This is a genomic window from Actinoplanes teichomyceticus ATCC 31121 (genome assembly GCF_003711105.1).
GTDB classification, from domain to species: Bacteria; Actinomycetota; Actinomycetes; order Mycobacteriales; family Micromonosporaceae; genus Actinoplanes; species Actinoplanes teichomyceticus.
On the sequence record NZ_CP023865.1, the window covers coordinates 4,373,272 to 4,389,097 of the forward strand.

18 protein-coding genes are annotated in these 15,826 nt (G+C 74.2%); 12 read left to right on the forward strand and 6 right to left on the reverse strand.

Going from position 1 to position 15,826, the window contains the following annotated elements; translation table 11 throughout:
* Nucleotides 1-19: 19 nt before the first annotated feature.
* From ACTEI_RS19335 to ACTEI_RS19350, 4 genes are all read left to right on the forward strand, one after another.
* Nucleotides 20-1,042 (forward strand): SPFH domain-containing protein, encoded by a 1,023-nt coding sequence (locus ACTEI_RS19335; RefSeq protein ID WP_122978935.1) that lies wholly within the window; start codon nucleotides 20-22, stop codon nucleotides 1,040-1,042.
* The gene (locus ACTEI_RS19340; RefSeq protein ID WP_122978936.1) at nucleotides 1,039-1,920 is read left to right on the forward strand and encodes a diacylglycerol kinase catalytic domain-containing protein; all 882 of its coding nucleotides are present in this window, start codon (nucleotides 1,039-1,041) and stop codon (nucleotides 1,918-1,920) included. The genes ACTEI_RS19335 and ACTEI_RS19340 overlap by 4 nt, the downstream gene beginning before the upstream one ends.
* Before the next feature lie 33 nt (nucleotides 1,921-1,953).
* On the forward strand, nucleotides 1,954-2,331 hold the full coding sequence (locus ACTEI_RS19345; RefSeq protein ID WP_122978937.1) for a hypothetical protein: 378 nt from the start codon (nucleotides 1,954-1,956) through the stop codon (nucleotides 2,329-2,331).
* Nucleotides 2,332-2,398: 67 nt separating this feature from the next.
* On the forward strand, nucleotides 2,399-3,460 hold the full coding sequence (locus tag ACTEI_RS19350) for a M15 family metallopeptidase (protein WP_164466023.1): 1,062 nt from the start codon (nucleotides 2,399-2,401) through the stop codon (nucleotides 3,458-3,460).
* A 117-nt stretch (nucleotides 3,461-3,577) separates the two neighbouring features.
* Here the strand turns inward: ACTEI_RS19350 and ACTEI_RS19355 are convergent, their stop codons facing one another.
* Entirely contained in the window at nucleotides 3,578-4,828 is a 1,251-nt protein-coding gene (locus tag ACTEI_RS19355) for a polyamine ABC transporter substrate-binding protein (protein WP_122978938.1), read from the reverse strand.
* Nucleotides 4,829-5,164: 336 nt separating this feature from the next.
* Between ACTEI_RS19355 and ACTEI_RS19360 the strand changes: the two genes are divergently transcribed.
* From ACTEI_RS19360 to ACTEI_RS19370, 3 genes are all read left to right on the forward strand, one after another.
* Complete coding sequence (locus tag ACTEI_RS19360) at nucleotides 5,165-5,887, forward strand: GAF and ANTAR domain-containing protein (protein ID WP_122978939.1); 723 nt, start codon at nucleotides 5,165-5,167, stop codon at nucleotides 5,885-5,887.
* A gap of 262 nt (nucleotides 5,888-6,149) precedes the next feature.
* Nucleotides 6,150-6,650 carry a phospholipase gene (locus tag ACTEI_RS19365; protein ID WP_122978940.1) on the forward strand — a complete coding sequence of 167 codons (501 nt, stop codon included), beginning with the start codon at nucleotides 6,150-6,152 and terminating at the stop codon, nucleotides 6,648-6,650.
* Between the two features lie 123 nt (nucleotides 6,651-6,773).
* Complete coding sequence (locus tag ACTEI_RS19370; protein ID WP_122978941.1) at nucleotides 6,774-7,025, forward strand: hypothetical protein; 252 nt, start codon at nucleotides 6,774-6,776, stop codon at nucleotides 7,023-7,025.
* A 43-nt stretch (nucleotides 7,026-7,068) separates the two neighbouring features.
* Here the strand turns inward: ACTEI_RS19370 and ACTEI_RS19375 are convergent, their stop codons facing one another.
* The gene (locus ACTEI_RS19375; protein ID WP_122978942.1) at nucleotides 7,069-7,656 is read right to left on the reverse strand and encodes a TetR/AcrR family transcriptional regulator; all 588 of its coding nucleotides are present in this window, start codon (nucleotides 7,654-7,656) and stop codon (nucleotides 7,069-7,071) included.
* An 80-nt stretch (nucleotides 7,657-7,736) separates the two neighbouring features.
* Between ACTEI_RS19375 and ACTEI_RS19380 the strand changes: the two genes are divergently transcribed.
* The 4 genes from ACTEI_RS19380 (at nucleotide 7,737) to ACTEI_RS19395 (ending at nucleotide 11,444) form a co-directional block, all read left to right on the forward strand.
* The gene (locus ACTEI_RS19380) at nucleotides 7,737-8,678 is read left to right on the forward strand and encodes an LLM class F420-dependent oxidoreductase (RefSeq protein ID WP_122978943.1); all 942 of its coding nucleotides are present in this window, start codon (nucleotides 7,737-7,739) and stop codon (nucleotides 8,676-8,678) included.
* 96 nt (nucleotides 8,679-8,774) lie between these two features.
* The gene (locus ACTEI_RS19385) at nucleotides 8,775-9,443 is read left to right on the forward strand and encodes an SDR family oxidoreductase (RefSeq protein ID WP_122978944.1); all 669 of its coding nucleotides are present in this window, start codon (nucleotides 8,775-8,777) and stop codon (nucleotides 9,441-9,443) included.
* Nucleotides 9,444-9,513: 70 nt separating this feature from the next.
* Nucleotides 9,514-9,699: a hypothetical protein gene (locus tag ACTEI_RS19390; RefSeq protein WP_122978945.1), complete on the forward strand. Its 186-nt coding sequence runs from the start codon at nucleotides 9,514-9,516 to the stop codon at nucleotides 9,697-9,699.
* Between the two features lie 395 nt (nucleotides 9,700-10,094).
* Complete coding sequence (locus ACTEI_RS19395; RefSeq protein WP_239082410.1) at nucleotides 10,095-11,444, forward strand: MFS transporter; 1,350 nt, start codon at nucleotides 10,095-10,097, stop codon at nucleotides 11,442-11,444.
* A gap of 229 nt (nucleotides 11,445-11,673) precedes the next feature.
* Here the strand turns inward: ACTEI_RS19395 and ACTEI_RS19400 are convergent, their stop codons facing one another.
* Nucleotides 11,674-11,979, reverse strand: coding sequence for a protealysin inhibitor emfourin (locus ACTEI_RS19400; RefSeq protein ID WP_122978947.1), 306 nt, complete (start codon nucleotides 11,977-11,979; stop codon nucleotides 11,674-11,676).
* Nucleotides 11,979-13,052: a M4 family metallopeptidase gene (locus ACTEI_RS19405; protein ID WP_122978948.1), complete on the reverse strand. Its 1,074-nt coding sequence runs from the start codon at nucleotides 13,050-13,052 to the stop codon at nucleotides 11,979-11,981. Before ACTEI_RS19405 ends, ACTEI_RS19400 begins: the two co-directional genes overlap by 1 nt.
* A gap of 484 nt (nucleotides 13,053-13,536) precedes the next feature.
* Between ACTEI_RS19405 and ACTEI_RS19410 the strand changes: the two genes are divergently transcribed.
* Nucleotides 13,537-14,202 (forward strand): DivIVA domain-containing protein, encoded by a 666-nt coding sequence (locus ACTEI_RS19410; RefSeq protein WP_164466024.1) that lies wholly within the window; start codon nucleotides 13,537-13,539, stop codon nucleotides 14,200-14,202.
* Between the two features lie 19 nt (nucleotides 14,203-14,221).
* Here the strand turns inward: ACTEI_RS19410 and ACTEI_RS19415 are convergent, their stop codons facing one another.
* Both ACTEI_RS19415 and ACTEI_RS19420 read right to left on the reverse strand, forming a co-directional pair.
* Nucleotides 14,222-15,145 carry a glycosyltransferase family 9 protein gene (locus ACTEI_RS19415; protein ID WP_122978950.1) on the reverse strand — a complete coding sequence of 308 codons (924 nt, stop codon included), beginning with the start codon at nucleotides 15,143-15,145 and terminating at the stop codon, nucleotides 14,222-14,224.
* A complete protein-coding gene (locus tag ACTEI_RS19420; protein WP_122978951.1) occupies nucleotides 15,142-15,822 on the reverse strand; it encodes an SDR family oxidoreductase in 681 nt (226 codons plus the stop codon). The genes ACTEI_RS19415 and ACTEI_RS19420 overlap by 4 nt, the downstream gene beginning before the upstream one ends.
* Between the last annotated feature and the right edge of the window lie 4 nt (nucleotides 15,823-15,826).

The following is a 15,826-nucleotide window of genomic DNA, read 5'->3' on the forward strand; positions in this document are numbered from 1 at the left end:
AAACGAGAGGGGGCCCTCGATGGCCGACGTGACCCGACGACTGCACCTGCGCCACCTGCGCTCCGCCCCGACCAGCTGGGTCAGCCACACCGTCCGGGGAAAGGCCAGGCGCGCCGGCACCGGTCTGGCGTTCTGGTACCGGCCGCTGACCGCGGTGCTGTCCGAGGTGCCGGTCGACGACCGGGAGCTGCCGCTGCTGTTCCACGCCCGGACCGAGGACTTCGCCGACGTGACCGTGCAGGCCACGGTGACCTACCGGGTCAGCGACCCGGCGGCCGCCGCGGCCCGGCTGGACTTCTCCATCGACCCGTACCGGGGACGGTGGCGCGGGCAGCCGCTCGACCAGGTCGCCACGCTGCTCGCCGAACTGGCCCAGCAGCCGGCGCTCGACCTGCTCGCCCGGCTGAGCCTGGCCGAGGCGCTGACCACCGGGATCGCGCCGGTGCGGCAGTCGGTCGCGGACGCGCTGGCCGCCGACCCGCGGCTGGCCGAGACCGGGGTGACCGTGGTCAGCGCCCGGGTGGTGGCGATCCGGCCGGAGCCGGACCTGGAGCGGGCGCTGCAGACCCCCACCCGGGAGAGGGTGCAGCAGGACGCGGACCAAGCGACGTACGCCCGCCGCGCGCACGCCGTCCAGCAGGAACGCGCCATCGCCGAGAACGAGCTGCAGAGCAAGATCGAGCTGGCCCGCCAGGAACAGCACCTGGTCGAGCAGCACGGGGCGAACGCCCGCCGCAGCGCCGAGCTGGACGCCGAGTCGCAGCTGGTGGCCGCGCAGAGCGAGGCGCAGCGGGCGCGGGTGGCCGCGGACGCGCAGGCCGACGCGGAGCGGGCGCGCGACGAGGCCCGCGCGGCCGGGGCCCGGGCGGTCGGGCTGGCCGAGGCGGAGGCGGAGGCGGCCCGGCTGGCGGCGTACCGCGACGTGCCGGCCGAGGTGCTGCAGGCGCTGGCGCTGCGCGAGCTGGCCCGGCACGTGCCCGCGATCAAGGAGCTGACCATCACCCCCGACCTGGTCAGCAAGCTGATCGGCCGGCTCGGATGAGCACCCTCACCCCGCGCGTGGTGGTCGTGTCGCGGCGCAGCGAGCTCGACGAGCTGCTCGCCCGGCACGGCACCCGCGGCGCCGCGGCGTACTACCTCCGGCAGCGCGGCCGTGACCTGGACGAGGTGACCGCGCGGCACGAGGCGCTGCGGGCGGCGCTGACCGAGGTCGGCGCCGCGGTCCCGGCCGACTGGCGGCGCGGTCACGTCGAGCGTACGGATCTGCCGCGCTTCCTCTTCGCCCCCGAGGACATCGTGGTCGCGGTCGGCCCGGACGGCCTGGTGGCGAATGTGGCGAAGTACCTGGACGGGCAACCGGTGATCGGCGTGGACCCGGAGCCCGGCCGCAACCCCGGCGTCCTGGTCCGGCACCCCGCCTCGGCGATCGGCGGGCTGCTGCGCCGGCTGCCGAGCGGCCAGCGGCGCACGATGGCGCTCGCCCGCCTCGACGATGGTCAGGAGCTGTACGGCCTCAACGAGATCTATGTCGGACACGCCGGCCACCAGTCCGCCCGCTACGTGCTCACCACCACGGACGGCGGCCGGGAGCGCCAGTCGTCGTCCGGGCTGATCGCCGGGACCGGCACCGGCGCGACGGGCTGGTGCGCCTCGATCGCCCGGGAGCGGGTGGGCGCCCCGCCGCTGCCGGCGCCGGGCGATCCGGCGCTGTGCTGGTTCGTACGGGAGGCCTGGCCGTCCCCGGCCACCGGCGTGCGGCACGTCTGCGGCCTGCTGGCCCACGGCCAGGGCCTGGAGCTGACCAGCGAGAGCGAGCGGCTGGTGGTCTTCGCCGACGGCCTGGAGTCGGACGCGCTGGAGCTGTCCTGGGGGCAGCGGGTGCGTATCGGCGTCGCCGAGCGGCGCCTGCACCTGATCTAGGTCGCTGGAAGCGCTCCCATTACCCTCGGCGCCGTGGCTCTCCTGCTCGATCTCACCAACATCCTCGGCGGTCTGCTGCTCGGCCTGCCACTGCTGCGCCGGGTCCCCGACGTCGGCGCCGGGCTGGAGCGGTTCGCCGGGCGGGTGGCCCGCTGGTCCTGGCTGATCGGGATCGTGGCGCTGGTCGCGGCCGGTTTCTACCTGATCGTGCACCTCGTCGACGGCCGTGTCCGGCACTTCGAGGTGGTCGGCCTGGCCGTCGGCGCCCTGCTGAGCTGGGAGAGGTTCACCGGCAAGCGGATCCTCGACCCGCCCGGCCACACCGGGCCGGCGGGCCGGGCGCTGGCCGTCGCGGTCTTCGGCGTCATCGCGATCCTCGTCGGCATCCAGGGTCTCTTCACCCCCGACTGACCACGGCAACCTCATCGAAACCGGTCCGGACCGCAGCACGGACCCGTGGACTCCCACAGTCTTGTAAATGACGACACGACAGCGAACTCTCCCGAGCTCCGCCGCCGCGGCGATCATCGCGCTGGCCGCCACCGTATCCGTGACCGCCGGGGCGCCCGCGCCGGCCGAGGCCGCGGTTCCCGGGGTCGCCAGCTCCTGGTCCAGCCTGATGCACCGTAGCCTCACCCGGGACACGCAGGCCGCGGCCCTGCGCCGGACCTACGCCACCGAGCAGGCCGCCATCCGCACCTGGACCACCGAGGCCGCGGCCGCGGCCAAGGCCGGCGAGTCCGCCCGGACCCGCCTGACCGCCGCGGTCGCCGCCGACGCGAACGCCCGCTCCCAGCACGTCACGGCCAGCAAGGCGCTCGCCACCGCCAAGGTCGCGCTCAGCACCGCCACGAAGCGGAAGCCGCGCAGCAAGGCGGCCGTCACCCGGGCGAGCAGGGCGGTCAGCACCGCGACCCTGGCCGCCAACACCCGCCGGTTGCAGGCGCAGAAGCACGCCGCCGCGCTGGTGACCGCCCGCACCGGGGTGAAGCTCACCGCCGCCCGGGTCACCAAGGCCAACGCCGCGCTCGCCCAGCACACCGCGGCCGCCACCCGCGCCCGGACGACCTATCTCGCGCTGCCCACCGCCGCCGCCCTCGCCGGGCAGGCCGCCACGCTCAGCCGCGACGTCGTCACCCAGTTCCGGTCGGTGTTCAAGACCACGGACACCACCCGGGTGTACGGGGTGACCGTGAACAAGACGATCGCGTTCTCGTTCAAGCGCATGGTCGACGACGCCGGGGCCGCCGGCATCCGGATCTCCGCGGGTGGGTTCCGCACCACCCAGCGACAGATCGAACTACGGAAGATCAACGGTTGCCCGGACGTGTGGACCGCGCCCGCCTCGTCCTGCCGCGTCCCCACCGCCATCCCCGGCCGGTCGCTGCACGAGCTCGGCCTGGCCGTCGACGTCACCTCCGGCGGCCGGACGCTGACCCGCTCGTCCAAGGCGTTCAAGTGGATGACCACGCACGCCCGCAAGTACGGCTTCGTCAACCTCCCGTCGGAGGCCTGGCACTGGTCGATCACCGGCGGCTGACCGGGCGTCCCGTGCTCCACGACGGCCACCGTCAACCGGTGGGCCCGTGGAGCACGGGGCCGCGGCCGGTCGGGCCGTACCCGTGGCGGGTTCTCGCGCAGCAGTGCGCGCGGCCGGTCAGCCCAGGACGATCGGCTCGAAGATGGACGAGAAGGTCTGCTGCTCCTCGGCGGTGTTGAAGCCGACGTAGTAGTGCAGCTTCGCGTAGTCCGCCTCGCTGGGGAACACCAGCGGGCTGCCGGCGACCCGTTCCATGTCGGCGCGCTCCGATCCGGACAGCGCCGCCGCGTCCTCACGGATCTGCGCCTGGGCGGCCGGGACCGGGCAGGCGTAGTTGATGTACTCGGCGAGCGACGCCGCGTTCTCCACCTCGTAGAAGAAGTCGATCAGCATCAGCGCGTCGACCGGGTTGGCCGCGGTGACCGGGATGGCGAAGTTGTCGGTCCAGATCGTGCCGCCCTCCCGCGGGATCACGAACTTGAGGTTCGTGCCCTCGGAGAGGTTCTTCTGGAAGATGTCGCCGGACCAGGCCTGGGTGATCCACACCTCGCCGCTGCCGAGCGCGTCGACGTAGTCCTGCTCGAAGTACTTGCGGACGATGCCGGCGTCCTTCTGCTTCTTGAGCTTGGCGGCGGCCCTGCGCCAGTCCTGCTCGCCCGAGTCGGCCGGCTTGATGCCCGCGGCGAGCAGGCCGAAGTTGGCCAGCTCGGTGACGTCGGACATCATGCCGACCTTGCCCTTGAACTCGGGGTCCCACAGGTCGGCGAGGCTGGTGATCTCCCGCCCGGTCTTCTCCGGGTCGTAGGCGATGCCGGTGATCCCGGAGGCCCACGGCACGCTGAACACGTTGCCCGGGTCGAAGGACTCCTCGCGGTACTTGGCGGCCGCGTTCCGGGCGAAGTTCGGCAGCTGGGCGTGGTCGAGCGGGGCCAGGAACCCGGCCGAGCGGAACTGCCCGAACTGGATCCCGTTGGTGATCACCATCAGGTCGTAGCCGATCGGCTGCTTCGCCGACAGCTGCGGCTGCACCTTGGCGAACCAGGGGCCCATCTCCTGGATGACCTCCTGGTAGTTCACCTGGATGCCGGTCTTCGCGGTGAACCTCTTCAGCTCGGGCCGCTCCGGATCCATGTACAGCGGCCAGTTCGCGAAGTCCAGCTTGCCGTTGCGGGTCTTGCCGTGCCAGAAACCCGCCAGCGTCCCGGCGTCCACGCTGGCCTGCGGCGTGCCCTTGCCCTGCACCCCGCACGCCGCCAGACCCGCCGCCAGCGCGGACAGACCGCCGAGCCGCAGCGCGTCGCGGCGGCCGAGCCGCCGTGTCGTCGCGCCGCGCAGCAGGGACGGTCCGGGTGTGGTGCGGGGCGACATCAGACTCCGATCACGTACGGTGCGGGGCTGCCCCGGCGGGCGGTCAGCGGCGCCGCCGGGCATGCGGGCACGGCTCGGCACAGCCGCGCCCGGGCCAAGATCAAACCGTACGAGCGCAACCGTTCTGCACCCATCAGCGAACCGTCTCGCACCCGCCGCCGGACGACCGATGAAGTCTGACCTTTCGGCCCCTACCCCCGCCCGCCGGGCCGGACCCACCGTGCCGCCCACCCGCGGGGTTTCCCCGGCGGCGGCGATGGTACGCATACCGGCGTACGCGCCCGCCGGTGGCGTGGCGCACCGTCGGTGACCGACGCACCCCCGGAGGAGGCTGGCATGGCGAGGGTTTCCGCCGAGCGGCTCGCGACGATCTTCGTGGAGGTGGCCGCCGCCCCGGCCGACGGGGTCGACCTGCCCGAGTTCCTGCACCTGCTCACCGACCGCGCCCGGGTGCTGGCCGGCACCGCCGCGGCCGGGCTGATCCTGGCCGACGAGCGCGGCCAGCCGGGCCTCACGGCCGCCTCGGACGAGAGCGCCCGGCTCATCGAGCTGGTCGAGGTGCGCGACCGGGAGGGCCCGTGCCTGGACGCCTTCCGGACCGGCGAGGCGGTCCAGGTGGACCTGGCCCGGGCCGGGCCACGCTGGCCCCGCTTCGCCGCGCACGCCACGTCCGCCGGTTTCCGCTCCGTGCACGCCGTCCCGATGCGGCTGCGCGACCAGGTCGTCGGGGCGCTCGGCGTCTTCGGCACCGGCGACGGCCCGACCGGCGGGGACGCGCTGATCCTGCGGGCGGTGACCGACGTGGCGACGATCGCCCTGCTGCAGCAGCGCCGCATCCGCCGCGGTGCGGTGCTCACCGAGCAGCTGCAGCGGGCGCTGGACAGCCGGATCGTGATCGAGCAGGCCAAAGGGGTCCTCGCGCAGGCCCGCGGGATCAGCGTCGACGAGGCGTTCCTGATCATCCGGGCCCACGCCCGGGCCCACCAGCAGCGGCTGACCGACCTCTGCCACCTGATCGTCACCGATCTCGCCGCGCTGCCGGAGCTGGCCGAGCGGTGAGCCGGGCGCCCCGCCGGTCGCCGGGATCGGCCCGCCGACCGCGTGTTCACCCGTCCGCGACCGGAAAATCCCGCCCCGGACGGCTCGGCACGCCTACCGTGAGCTCAACGGGCGATCAGCCCGGCCGCGGTCCGGCCGACGCCGCACTCGCGCGGGTGGACGTGTCCGAGGTGGGCAGCACGACCACGGCGTGACCGGGGTGCCGCGGGTCGCTGCGAGGCGCCGCCCGAACCGGACGGCCGCTCGTCTTGAGGAGGTCCGGGTGTCCGTACGCCGCCGTCTTGCCGCCCTCGCCGTCGCCGCGACCGCCGCGCTCGGCGTCGCCGCGCCCGCACACGCCGCGACCGGCCCGGACCGGCTCGCCGCGCTCGCCGCCCTCACCCAGCCGCACGCCGCCAGCTACGCCGCCTGGGACGCCGCCCGGCGCCAGCGGGACCGGTGGGCGCAGTACGGCTTCGACTGGCGCACCGACTACTGCACCGCCAGCCCGGACCGGCCGCTCGGCTTCGACTTCCGGCTGGCCTGCTGGCGGCACGACTTCGGGTACCGCAACTACCGGGCGGCGAGGGCGTTCGACGCGACGGTCAAGAGGCGCGTCGACGACGCCCTGTACGCCGACCTGAAGCGCCGCTGCGCCACCTACCCCGCCAAGTCGCAGCCGGTCTGCCGCGCCGTCGCCGGGCTCTACCACCGGGCCGTCGTCACGCTCGGCCCGCTGGAGCCGGTCGTCCCGAAAGGCGCCGTCCGGGCCGCCGCGCGGTGACGCCGGCCGATGCCGCGGCGAGCGCCGCGCCGCCGGTGGGGAGATCATCGCCGGATCGGGACCAAGGACCCTGCTGGGCGAGGCCGGGCGGGACCAGGATGGCATCGATGAAAGGGGGTGGCGATGGCCATCGTGGTCCTGTTGTGGCTGGCCGCCATCGCTACCGCGGTGTGGGCGTTGTGGCCGGCATCCGCGCCGGTGGCGGATTCGCCGGAACCGGCGGTGACGCCGGAACCGGCCAGCCTGGAGGGCGTTCTGGTCGCCCAGCTCATCCGCCGGGAGATCACCCCGGCGCAGTACCGGCACGCCCTGGGGCGTCTCGCCGAGCGCGACGACCAGCGGCACCCCATGTCGGTGCCGCGCGACGGCGCCTGACCCGCGCCCGGTCGGGGCGGACGGGCCTTGGAGCCGGGCGAGCTCACCGGATCAGGGCACGAGCCGCCTCGGTGGCGCGGGTGGCGATCTCCTCGACGGTGCGCGTGTTCCGGGCGAAGAAACCGTCGGTGAACAGCGACGAGTACCCGTGCCCGACCGCGATGATCGCCTCGATCAGCGGCAGGGCCTGCTGGTAGGACGGCACCGCGGTCGCGGTGGCGAGCTCGAACAGGGTGTCCATCAGCGCGCGGGTCCGCGCGCGGCGCTGCTCGTCGGCGACCCGGTGCAGCTCGGCGGCGAAGATGACGTGGAAACCGGCGCCGGTCGTCACGACGTACCGGAAATAGGCTCCGGCCACCGCGGCCAGCCGGTCCGCCGGGTCGGCGCCGGCAGCGTCGGCGGCCGCGCGGATCGCGGCCCGCAGATCCTCCGCGGCGGCGCCGGAGACCGCGGAGAGCAGGTGGTCGCGGTCGGGAAAATGACGGTACGGCGCGGCCGAGCTGACGCCCAGCCGGCGCGCGACCGCGGCCACCGAGAAGCGCCGCAGGCCGCCCTCGGCGAGCAGCTCGAAGCTGGTGGCGATCAGGGCGGCCCGCAGGTCGCCGTGGTGGTAACCGCGTTGCCGCGACACGCCCGCCTCCCCTGCCCGACACGGTGTAAGTTAGCTCTTACATTATCAAGTGAGAGTCCTCTTACATGGTTGGAGGCAGTGTGAGCATCCGGCTCGGTTACCAGATTCCGAACTTCACCTATCCCGACGTCCCGGTGCAGGACCTCTTCGGCACGGTCGCCGCGCAGGCCAGGGAGGCCGAGGCCGCCGGGTTCGACACCGTGCTGGTGATGGACCACTTCTACCAGCTGCCGGGCATCGGCACGCCGGATCAGAACATGCTCGAGGCCTACACCACGCTCGGCGCGCTCGCCACGGCCACGTCGACGATCCAGTTGTCCACCCTGGTCACCGGCAACACGTACCGCAATCCCGCCCTGCTGGCGAAGACCGTGACCACGCTGGACGTGGTCTCCGGGGGCCGGGCGATCCTCGGCATCGGCGCCGGCTGGTTCGAGCGCGAGCACCACGACTACGGATTCGAGTTCGGCACGTTCGGGCAGCGGTTCGAGCGCCTGGAGGAGGCGCTGACGATCATCGCGCCGATGCTCAAGGGCGAGCTGGCCACCCACGAGGGCCGGTGGTACGTGGCCCGCGAGCCGATGAACAATCCGCGCCTGCGGCCGACCATCCCGATCATGCTGGGCGGCTCCGGCGAGCAGAAGACGTTCCGGCTCGCGGCCCGGTTCGCCGACCACATGAACATCATCTGCGACGTGGAGGACCTGGCCCGCAAGGTCGCCGTGCTGCGCGAGCGCTGCGCGGAGATCGGCCGGGACCCGGCGACGCTGGCCACGAGCTACCTGGTCATGGGCATGGTCGGGGAGAACGAGCAGGAGCTGCGGGAGCTCGGCGAGACGATCCCGGAGGACCGCCGCAACCGCTCCTTCCTCGGCACGCCGGAGCAGGTCGCCGAGCAGCTGCACGAGAAGGTGATCGGCGCCGGCATCGACGGGATCACCATCAACCTGATCCGGAACGGACACCGTCCGGGGCTGATCACCCGGGTCGCCGAGGCGCTCAAGCCGATCGTCAAGGGCTGACCGCGATGTCCGGGCGCCCGTGCGGGTGCCCGGACATCGCCGGTGTCCCGGCGTTCCGGCGAGCGGGCCGGCCGGGGCAGGCGGTAACGTCACGGGATGACTGATATGCGTGTTCTGGTGGTGGGCGGGCACGGGAAGGTGGCACGGCTGCTGCTGCCGCTGCTGGTCGAGGCCGGACACGAGGTGACGGCGCTCTTCCGCGATCCCGCGCACCGGGCCGACGTCGCGGCCACCGGCGCGACGCCGGTGGTCGCCGACGTCGAGCGGCTCGGCGTCGAGGAGCTGGCCGCCCTGTTCAGCGGCCAGGACGCGATCGTCTGGTCGGCCGGGGCGGGCGGCGGCAACCCGGCACGGACGTACGCGGTGGACCGCGACGCCGCGATCCGGTCCATGACGGCGGCGCTGCTCGCCGGCGTCCAGCGCTACGTGATGGTGTCCTACTTCGGTTCACAGATCGAACACGGCGTCGCGCCCGAGCACCCCTTCTTCCCGTACGCCGAGGCGAAGGCCGCCGCCGATGCGCACCTGACCGGCACTACCCTGGCCTGGACCGTGCTGGGCCCGAGCCGGCTCACCGACGACCCGCCGACCGGCCGCATCGAGACCGCCAACCAGGGCGCCACGGCCGGCTCGGTCAGCCGCGCCGACGTCGCCGCGGTGGTGGCGCACGCCCTGCGCGAGCCCGCGACGATCCATCGCACCATCCGGTTCAACTCCGGCGCCACCCCGATCGCCGACGCGCTCAGCGAGGACGACCTGGCCTGAGGCGCCACCGTTTGGGCAGGCGGAGCACGGGTACGCGGATCTTGACAGGTACCTGCCAAGAGGGGGATCCATGCCGATCGAACGCCTGCCGTCCGACCCGGACCGCTATCCGCCGCTGGATCCCGGGGCGCCGATTCCCGACGACCCCGGTGAGCTGTCGCCGGACAGTCCGGATCCGCTGCCGCCGGCGCCGGCCGAGCCGATGCCGGTCGAGCCCGTCCCGGCCGAGCCCGAGACGGAGCCGGAACCCGCCTGACCCCGGTTCGCGGGACCGTGGTGAACGCCCCTCGTGACCGCCGGCAGCGGCACGGCCCGGCCGGGCGCCGCGAGGGGCGGACGCCGGCCAACGCGCCGGCGGAGGCGTTCGACGGACTCACTGTGCGACTTCGGGAACATCAATTCCGCGTGCCGGGTAGCCGGAATGCGCGGCCCGGCGACGCCGCTCCCGGTCGCCCTGACCAGGCAAGACACCTTCGGCGGAGATCGGGCCCGGGGTCCCGGGGCCGCGGACACCGGCCATCGGGTCATCGACGGCCGACTACCTGCCGTGGCCATCGGCATCTACGGTGCGAGGAAAACCGCCCCGCCTTTTGCCGAAGGATGTCGGATGGTGACCTTGCTCGACCGTGCGGCCGGCCCGGTGATGGCCGGGTGAGATGGCGTGGACTCACCGGTGTCCTCAGCTCGCAGGCCTGCACCCTGTCGGCCAACCGGCTGCTCACCGTCGCGGTGCCCTGGCTGGTGCTGGACCGCACCGGCAGCGCCGCCCAGACCGGCCTGGTGGTGGCCTGCCAGGTGCTGCCGTACGCGTTCACCCAGTGGCTGGCCGGGCCGCTGCTGGACCGGATCGGGCCGCGCCGGATCAGCATGGCCGGGGACGTCACCTCCGCCGCCGTACTGATCATCCCGGCGATCTTCGGCACCCCGCCGCTGTGGCTGCTCACCGCCATGCTGATCGCCGTCGGTTGCGCCGACGGGCCGGCCAGCGCGGCGAAACGGCTGCTGGTGCCGTTCATGGCGGCCGACGCCGGGCAGTCCACCGCGCGCGGCGTCGGCCTGGCCACCGCGGTGGAGCGCACCGCCACCGCGGCCGGCACCGCCCTGGCCGGCTGGCTGGTCGCCACCCTCGGCGGCGACCGGGCGCTGTGGGCGGCGGCGGCCATGCTCGGCGTGGCCACCCTGATCGTCACGCTGACCGTCACCGACCCGGTACGCGACCACGGCCGCGACGACGAAACCTACCTGGACCGGCTGCGCACCGGCACCGCGTTCCTGCGCGGCAACCCGCAACTGCGCGCGCTGACCGCGATGTTCGTCGTCACCAACCTGCTCGACCAGGCGCTGATGGCGGTGCTGCTGCCGGTCTGGGCGCGGGCCGGCGGGCACGACGCGACCGTGGTCGGCCTGGCGCTGAGCGCGGTCGGGGTGGCCTCGATCGCCTCGGCGCTGGTGTCGGCCGGGTACGGGGGCCGGCTGCCGCGCCGGGCGACGTACCTGATCGGGGTGCTCAGCAGCGGCCCCACCCGGATCGTCGTGCTCGCCCTCGGCCTGCCGCCGGAGGCGGTGATCGCGGTGTACGCCCTGGCCGGCATCGGGTCCGGGCTGTTCAACCCGCTGCTGGAGACCTTGCAGGTGGAACTGATCCCGGCGGCGCTGCGCGGGCGGGTGCAGACCCTGATCACCGCGTGGGCGTGGGCCGGGATCCCGGTCGGCGGCCTGTTCGGGGCGGTGCTGCTCAACGCCGGCGGGCTGCACGTGGCGCTGTGGGTGTGCGGGGTGGCGTACCTGGCGGCGGTGCTGCGCCCGGCCTGGCGGGTGGACTGGTCGCCGCCGGACCCGCCGCAGAACCCGGCGGAGCCGCGGGAGAACCCGGCCGGGTCGCCGCAGAAGCGGGTGGCGCCTCGGCCGCCGGAGCCCCGGACCCCGCCGCTGCGGTTATCGGTGACCAGCAAGGACGTGGCGGCCGCCATCCCGGCGCGCGACCACATCCGGCGCCGGTAGGCGGCCCGCCCGCCGGGACGCGACCACCCGGCTCCGGCCGAGACCGCCGCGACCCGGCAGCCCGCAGACCCCCGCGACCCGGCAGCCCGCAGACCCCCGCGACCCGGCGGCCCGCAGACCGCCGCGACCCGGCAGCCCGCAGACCCCCGCGACCCGGCGGCCCGCAGACCGCCGCGACCCGGCAGCCCGCAGACCCCCGCGACCCGGCGGCCCGGAGACCGCTCGGCGGTCACCCGGCGGCGTTGCGTTCCAGCCAGCCGAGCAGGGCGCCGAAGGCCGGGGACATCGCGGTGTCCGTGGCGGTCCGCGTGGTCGAACCGGCGGCGTCCTCGATGATGATCGTGTAACTCATGGCGTCGCGGACGGCCGGGCCGGGACGCCCCGGGCCGTCGCGGTCGGCACGGACCGCGTCCGCCAGCCGGCGCAACTCACCGGCGGCCTCCGGTGGCAGCCGGTCGGTGTCGGCCACCCGGGGCGGCAGCCGCCGGGTGATCGCGGCCGCCAGCCCGCCCCGGGTGCTCAGCGACACCCGCATCAGCCACGCCCGGCCGTCGTCGTCGTGCTCACCCGGACGCCCACCTGCTCCCACGCCTCCCCGACCGCCTGCCGGGCCCGGCTGTCCGCCCCGTAGAGCTCCTCCGCCTTGCGGATCGTCGTGCCGGCGAACGTGGCGAAGTCGGTGGTCGGTGTCGAGGCCCGCATCGCCTCGTACCAGATGTGCCCGGGGGCCTCCCAGGAGAAACCACCGATGCCGGTGGCGGTCAGGTAGAACGCCCGGTTCGGGATGCCCGAGTTGATGTGCACGCCGCCGTGGTCGCCCTCCGGGGTGTCCGGCAGATCGAGGTAGCCGTCCATGTGCGCGGGCTGCGGATCACGGCCGAACAGCTGGTTGTCGAACGCGGTTCCCGGCGCCTTCAGCGACCGCAGCGCGTCCGCGTCGACCTGCGGGGTGAAGACCTCCGCGCCGATCAGCCACGCCGCCTGGTCGGCGGTCTGCCGCAGCCGCCACTGCTTCACCATCACGCCGGCCACGTCGGACAGCGACTCGTTCAGCGCGCCGGACTGGTTGTGGTACTCCAGCGCGGCGGTGTGCTCGGTGACGCCGTGCCCGAGCTCGTGGGCGATGACGTCGAGCGAGGCGGTGAAGTCGCTGAAGACCCGCCCGTCGCCGTCGCCGAAGACGATCTGCTGGCCGTCCCAGAAGGCGTTGTTGTAGCGGGTGCCGCGATGCACGTACCCCAGCAGCGCCATCCCGCGATCGTCGAGCGAGCGCCGCTGGAACACCTCGCGGTAGAAGTCCCGGGTCGCGCCGAGACCGTCGAAGGCCCGGTTGACGGTGATGTCGGCGACCTCGCCGTCGCCCTCGGAGCGGGCCAGGACCGCGGACGGCAGAACCGTGCCGTGCCGGCAGTCGAAGATGCTGCGGTGCCCGTCCCCGGCCGCCACCACGGCGGCGGCGATCAGCGCGCGCACCTGCCGCTCGCCACGCAGCTGCTCGGTCGTCATCAGGGTGGCCAGCGCCGCCTCGCGGACGTCCCGGTCGTCGCTGTCGAGCAGCCTGGTCAGAAGGAACGGCGGGGTGATGCAGCTGAGGGTGGCAACGGTCATGGCGCACCTCGGATCCGGTCGTATGCCTGCCGACAGTGAAGAGGCGAGGCGGGCAGCGGCCGCTGTCCACCGCGCCGGGCGAGCGGACGGCTGCCGGTCCGCTGATCCTCGCAGCGACCGGTGATCGGGTGGGCTTGGCGTCCGTTTCCGGACAATGCCCACCGGAACAACGACCCGTCCGAACCATGACCCGCCCGAACAACGCCCCATCCGAAGAATGAACCATCCGGACAAATCACCGGCTACCCATTCTCCCAAGATATCCCGGACGCATGCGACAACGATCCGAATCGGCTCGTTCCGGTGCTCGTGACCTGATCATCCGGCGGGCGCGGCGCGCGGGCACCGGACACCCCGCACGCTCCGCCACCCGGCGCCGCCGGGCCGGCCAGCCGGTGTCACCGGCCGGGGCGTGGGGCCGGGCGCGTACAGTTGCTTCGCTCCAGCCCCGGTCGGCGACGACCACCATGACCAGAGGAGCACCGTGCCGCTGACACCAGCCGACATACACCACGTCGAGTTCGCCAGGACCGCCCTCGGCCGGCGTGGCTACGACGAGGAGCAGGTCGACGCTCTGCTCGACGAGGCCGCCCAGGAACTGGTCAGGCTGATCGACGAGAACGACGAGTTGCGCCGCCGCGCCGAGGCGGCCGCCGAGCCCGTCCCGGCCGGTCCGGGCGAGGCCGAGGTCGCCGCGGCCGCCGCCGAGCTGGAGCGCGCCCGGCAGGGCTGCGAGCAGGCCGAGGAGCAGGCCCGTCGGCTGGCGAGCCGGCTGCGCCAGGCCCGTCAGGCCCCGGCGGCCGTCGTGCCCGGCGGGGAGAACCTGGACCGGGTCCTGGCGATGGCGCAGCGCACCGCCGACGGCCACGTGCAGGAGGCGCACCAGGAGTCGCACGCGCTGATCACCGCGGCCCGGGAGCGGTCGCAACAGATCCTCGGCGAGGCCCGGATGCTGGTCACCGGCATCGAGCGGGAGGCGCACCAGCAGCACCGCGAGGCCATCGCCGCGGTGCAGAGCAACCGGGACGGGATGCTGCGCGAGATCGACGAGCTGACCCGCGTCGCGGTGGGGTACCGCGCCGCCCTGGGCGACCACCTGAGCGGCCAGTGTCAGCGCCTCGACGGCGCCACCGCCGACGACCCCTCCTGACTCCCGCAGCCCCGGGTGATCAGCGCTCGGCGAGCGCGCGGCCGGCGGCCTCCAGCACCTCCTCGGTCGTCACCGCCAGCAGCGCCGGGTGCACCTCGGGGCCGGGCGCGTCGCCGCGCTCGCTGCGGGTGCCGTGCCAGATCACCCGGTGCCACGGGCGCTGCGGCGGCCCCCAGCGCGCCGGCGACATCGGGCCGAACAGGGTGACCGACGGGGTGCCGTAGGCGGTGGCCAGGTGTGAGACACCGGTGTCGCCGCTGATCAGCAGCCGGGCGTGGGCGATGAGCGCGGCCAGCGACGCCAGGTCGGTGCCGGGCAGCGCGTCCGGTCCGAGCCCGGCGTCGGCGGCCACCTTGGCGGTCAGGTCCCGCTCGGCGGGACTTCCGGTGATCACCACGTGGTGACCGGCGACGTGCAGGCGGTGGGCGACCTCGGCGTACCGGTGCGGCGGCCAGCGCCGCGACGGGGACTTGGCCCCCGGGTGCAGGATCGTGACGCCCCGCGGCACCGGCACGTCCGGGACCGCCAGGCCCAGATCCGACTCGTCGGCGGGTACGCCGTAGTGCCGCAGCAGCCGGCACCAGCGGTGCACCTCGTGCTCGTCGTCGGACCAGGCCGGACCGTCCGGGTGCCAGGCGGCCGCGCTGCGGAAGGCCCACAGCCGGCCCGGGCGGGCCCGCTGCAACAGCCGGTGCGACTGCGGGCCGCTGCCGTGCAGGTTGACGGCCAGCCGCGGGGCGGTGGCGTCCGACCAGGCGCGCGGCGCGAGACCGTCGGTGGGCGCCACCCGGTCGACGCCGCCGATCAGTTCGATCAGCGGCGTCAACCAGGCCGGCGCGGCCAGCACCAGCTCCTCGGCGGGAAACGCGGCGCGCAGGGCACGCAGCGCCGGGACCCCGGTGGCCAGGTCGCCCACGCCCAGGGCGCGCAGGACGAGGATCACGGGTACGACGTCTCCGTCTCCCCGGCGATGATCAGTTCCCGGACCGAGCAGCCGGCCGGCTGCTGCAGCGCGAACAGGATCGCGTCGGCCACGTTGCCCGGGTCGTTGAGCTTCGCGTCCGGTCCCGGCTTGTAGCGCTCCTCGCGCTCGTCGAAGAACTTCGTCCGCATCCCGCCCGGGATGACCAGCGTGACGTTGACCTGACCGGCCAGCTCGGCGGCGAGCGCCCGGGTGAAGCCGACCACGCCGAACTTCGCCGCGCAGTACGCGGTCGCGTCCGACACCGCCTTGATCCCCAGCGTCGAGGCCACGGTCACCACACCGCCGTGGGCGGACTTGAGCTCCGGCAGCGCGGCCCGGATCACCGCGGCCGTGGCCAGCAGGTCCACCGCGACGATCCGGTCCCACACCGGCCCCGGCACGTCCTCGAGCGCCCCGGGCACGTCGAACCCGGCCGCGGTCACCACCGCGTCGACGGCTCCGCCGGCCAGCTCGATCGCCTTGCGGGTGGCCTGCTCGGCGGCCCGGGTGTCGGCCAGGTCGCACTCGACCCACGGGATGTCGCCGCGCGGCGCCTGCCGGTCGATGACGAACGGCCGCCCGCCGGCCTTGAGCACGCCGTCCACGACCGCGGCGCCGAGCCCGCTCGACCCGCCGGTGACGATCACTGCATCCATGCGT

What these genes read in the sequence shown, in the direction of transcription:
- ACTEI_RS19420 (WP_122978951.1), bottom strand. Translation starts at nt 15,822, where the DNA reads ATGGATGCAGTGATCGTCACCGGCGGGTCGAGCGGGCTCGGCGCCGCG.
- ACTEI_RS19385 (WP_122978944.1), top strand. Translation starts at nt 8,775, where the DNA reads ATGACTGATATGCGTGTTCTGGTGGTGGGCGGGCACGGGAAGGTGGCA.
- ACTEI_RS19335 (WP_122978935.1), top strand. Translation starts at nt 20, where the DNA reads ATGGCCGACGTGACCCGACGACTGCACCTGCGCCACCTGCGCTCCGCC.
- ACTEI_RS19405 (WP_122978948.1), bottom strand. Translation starts at nt 13,052, where the DNA reads ATGACCGTTGCCACCCTCAGCTGCATCACCCCGCCGTTCCTTCTGACC.
- ACTEI_RS19350 (WP_164466023.1), top strand. Translation starts at nt 2,399, where the DNA reads ATGACGACACGACAGCGAACTCTCCCGAGCTCCGCCGCCGCGGCGATC.
- ACTEI_RS19390 (WP_122978945.1), top strand. Translation starts at nt 9,514, where the DNA reads ATGCCGATCGAACGCCTGCCGTCCGACCCGGACCGCTATCCGCCGCTG.
- ACTEI_RS19340 (WP_122978936.1), top strand. Translation starts at nt 1,039, where the DNA reads ATGAGCACCCTCACCCCGCGCGTGGTGGTCGTGTCGCGGCGCAGCGAG.
- ACTEI_RS19370 (WP_122978941.1), top strand. Translation starts at nt 6,774, where the DNA reads ATGGCCATCGTGGTCCTGTTGTGGCTGGCCGCCATCGCTACCGCGGTG.
- ACTEI_RS19360 (WP_122978939.1), top strand. Translation starts at nt 5,165, where the DNA reads ATGGCGAGGGTTTCCGCCGAGCGGCTCGCGACGATCTTCGTGGAGGTG.
- ACTEI_RS19400 (WP_122978947.1), bottom strand. Translation starts at nt 11,979, where the DNA reads ATGCGGGTGTCGCTGAGCACCCGGGGCGGGCTGGCGGCCGCGATCACC.
- ACTEI_RS19355 (WP_122978938.1), bottom strand. Translation starts at nt 4,828, where the DNA reads ATGTCGCCCCGCACCACACCCGGACCGTCCCTGCTGCGCGGCGCGACG.